This is a genomic window from Moorena sp. SIO2C4, assembly GCF_010672485.1.
Taxonomy (GTDB): Bacteria; Cyanobacteriota; Cyanobacteriia; order Cyanobacteriales; family Coleofasciculaceae; genus Moorena; species Moorena producens.
Genome location: NZ_JAAHGN010000921.1, coordinates 1 through 3,090, shown reverse-complemented (window position 1 = coordinate 3,090; position 3,090 = coordinate 1). Strand labels below are relative to the sequence as shown.

The 3,090-nt window shown below is 47.0% G+C and carries 2 protein-coding genes and 1 pseudogene; all 3 read right to left on the bottom strand.

Features of this window, described 5'->3' with window-relative positions:
• Nucleotides 1-181: pseudogene (locus tag F6K20_RS31420) on the bottom strand (MlaD family protein); the annotation flags it as partial.
• A 45-nt stretch (nucleotides 182-226) separates the two neighbouring features.
• Nucleotides 227-898 carry a dethiobiotin synthase gene (gene bioD, locus F6K20_RS31415; protein ID WP_008186951.1) on the bottom strand — a complete coding sequence of 224 codons (672 nt, stop codon included), beginning with the start codon at nucleotides 896-898 and terminating at the stop codon, nucleotides 227-229.
• Between the two features lie 7 nt (nucleotides 899-905).
• Nucleotides 906-2,825: a serine/threonine-protein kinase gene (locus tag F6K20_RS31410; protein WP_008186949.1), complete on the bottom strand. Its 1,920-nt coding sequence runs from the start codon at nucleotides 2,823-2,825 to the stop codon at nucleotides 906-908.
• Nucleotides 2,826-3,090: the final 265 nt, after the last annotated feature.

The following is a 3,090-nucleotide window of genomic DNA, read 5'->3' as shown; positions in this document are numbered from 1 at the left end:
CGCGATAGCTGACCGATGCCCCCACTTGCATCCCAGCAGCGTTCCCAAAATTGACAATGAATTTATAGCTCTTTCGACCTAAGCTAATGCCACTAATCCATACAACAAGTCCACCGAAAACAGCAAGTCCTGCTACTATTAATAAGCCAACGGAGCCTTCTCGAATCGTCCGCGATCGCATAGTTTAACCTTTGTTACCCTTTCCCCTCACATTTACCATCATGCCTCACCAACCACTGACATCCAAATTTGAACCGACTTGAGCAAGTTTCGAGTAGTCCATTGGGTCAGATAGATGAGGTAAAATCCCCAAAACCTTAACATTGGTTAGAGTCTCGATTAAGCTAATCGGAGCCAACTGAGTTATTTCTTCGGAGGTACGAGGTTGGACGCAATTGAGGACAATCCCTGTGAGGTCAACTCGTGATGAGCGTGCCAGGGCAACATTAGCAACCACTTGTGCGATCGCTCCTAATTCTACCGGCGCAACCAATACCGTTGGCAATCGCCAATCCCTTGCCAAATCTGCCACAATCAGTTCATGAGTCACCGGTGAACCTAGTCCTCCCAAAGCTTCCACCAAGACCACATCCCGCTGACTGCGCAGAGTATTGAAGCCTTGCCAGACCTTTTCGAGGTCAACCTGTCTTCCTTCTAGATCTGCAGCAACTGGTGGTGCTGCAGGGGTTTTAAACTCCACGGGTGTGATCTCCTCCAGGGTTTGAGCCAAGTCAAATAGTTGCTGGTAAATTTCGCGATCGCCAATTCCGGTTTGAATCGGCTTGAATATCCCCAGACTCTCTTGAGGACGGTAAGTCTGCCAATAAGCAGCGATCACAGAAGTCAAAACCGTTTTGCCGATGCCTGTATTGGTGCCAGTAATTAGTAATACGTTCAAGATTGACTCACTTTAAGTCTGAAAGGCTAATATCTAAAGCAAACTTTCTTTCCTGTTTAGCAATTACATCTACTATATACTCACCAGAACTAGGCAGCTGACCTTGCCACCTTTGCACCCCTGAAGCCTGTTCCACTAACTTCCCATTGGGATAGCGGATAGTTAAAGCCACATCACTTTCAATCACCTCTAGCTTCAATTGCTTACCCTGTTTAGCCTTCACCAAGTAGCGCTGAATCTTCTGGGGGCTAGTGCGACCCAGTAGCTGCAAACCCTTGCTTCCCTGCAATAAATTGACCCTTTCTATGTTATAATCAGCAGTTGGTTTAGGTTTAGGTTTCGGCTTCGGTGCTTCTGTTAACCTTAATCCTAGCTGATAATCGCTATTCGGTAGACCCTTAACTGGACTTAGTTGAATCGTGTAGTTGCCAGTGAAAGGAAATTTCCCTTCCCATTGCCGTACCCGTTTAGCTCGATTGTCCACTGGTTTTCCGTCCGGGCCAAGCACTGTCATCAAGACCCCTTCGTCACTGAGATATGTCTTCAGGGTTTGGTATTGTTTACCCTGGATAATGTAGTTAATAGTGTGATTAGCCTTTAAATTCCTGGATTTTGAAAGGGTTTTACCAGCAGAAAGCTCTAGACGCTGACTGTAGATTTGAGGTTTACTCGGGGTTGGACTAGCGCTAGGGGTTGGACTAGCGCTAGGGCTCGGAGTGGGAGTCGGACTAGGACTAGGACTAGGACTCACTGACACCTTAGGACTTGGAGATTTGCCAGTGTCCTGCTGATTAAAATTGCTCACCCACACCCAAGAGCCTATTCCTGCCAGCACTGCTAGTCCTGTAGCTATCCCAAGCAGCGGCCAAGGACTATTCCAGATAGAGCGACCCGTGGCTTGAGACATCACCGGTTCACTCGGTTCTCCACCTCTAGCCTCCCTGGGTGTTCCACCTTGAGCTGATGCCACTGTCGTGCCGGGTATTGGCTTGGGTTTTGGAAGTTGGGGAGTTAACCCAGAAGCTTGAAAGGCATACAAGACTTCTCTAGCGGATTGGTAGCGATCGCTTGCTTGATAACTAAGCATCCGATTTAATATCTCAGCTAACTCATCGCTAACCCTAGCCCAGGGACGCCAGTTCCAAGTCAGATTAGTATTATCCACCAGTTCTTCTGGTTCTTTCCCAGTCAGTAGCACTATCGCAGTCACTGCTAGGGAATATAGGTCACTACTTGGATACACCTGACCGGTCTGAATTTGCTCCCTGGGAGCGTAACCGCTTTTGCCAATACTAGTTGTTGGTGTGGGAGTATCGGGCAATTGAAGACGAGTTGCCAGTTCCTGTACCACACCCAAATTAATCAACACCGGTATACTGTCCGTCTCCCGCATGATAATGTTATCCGGTATGATATCTCGGTGAATAATCCCTTGGCTGTGGATGTAGTCCAAAACTGGCAAAGATTGCTGCAATAGCTGACGCACTTCCGTTTCTGATACGACTCCCAACTTGGTCGGGCTAGCCATTGGGGGTGATTGGACTTCCCCATCGGGATTAGAAGATAGAGGTTCACTTTGATTCTGAAGGGCTTTCCGTTGTTCTAGTAGTTCACCATAGGTTTTTCCCTCTACGTAGTCTCGCACCAGAAACAGCCGTCCTTGCTCTTCAAAGGTAGCTCGGAACTGAGGAATTTGGGGGTGTTCAATTTTATACAGGATACCTGCTTCTTGTTGAAACAGTTGCCTTGACTTATCTAAATTATTAGTTTCTGTCTGAGGGGGAATAAATTCTTTGAGGGCACAAGGTTCATTGAAACGCCCTTGATCCTCTACCAGGTAAGTCCGATTGAATTCTCCTTGGTCAAGGACACGGAGCAGATGGTAGCGATTTTGCAGAATAGTTCCAGAGGCAATCGGTGGTTCCATCGGTGGTAGATCAGTTGTTACGGACAATGAGGCAGGAGGAGTATTCTTGAAGTTTAGACTTATTTCGGTTGCTTTGGAACTCCACCGATGGATTCCAACTGTTCCTTTGAGTAACAGTTGATAAGCATATAAATCAGCGCTTACCCAAGACTGGACTCCAAACCCGCTTATGGTGTAGAGTCAGAAGCTATACCCTACAAGTATAGTTATTGCGTAAGTCCTGTAGGGAATTTGGAATAGGAAATAGGGAATAGGGAAAAAATCA

Bases quoted from the DNA above. Each gene is read 5' to 3' on its own strand.
- F6K20_RS31410 (WP_008186949.1), bottom strand. From the start codon at position 2,825: ATGGAACCACCGATTGCCTCTGGAACTATTCTGCAAAATCGCTACCAT.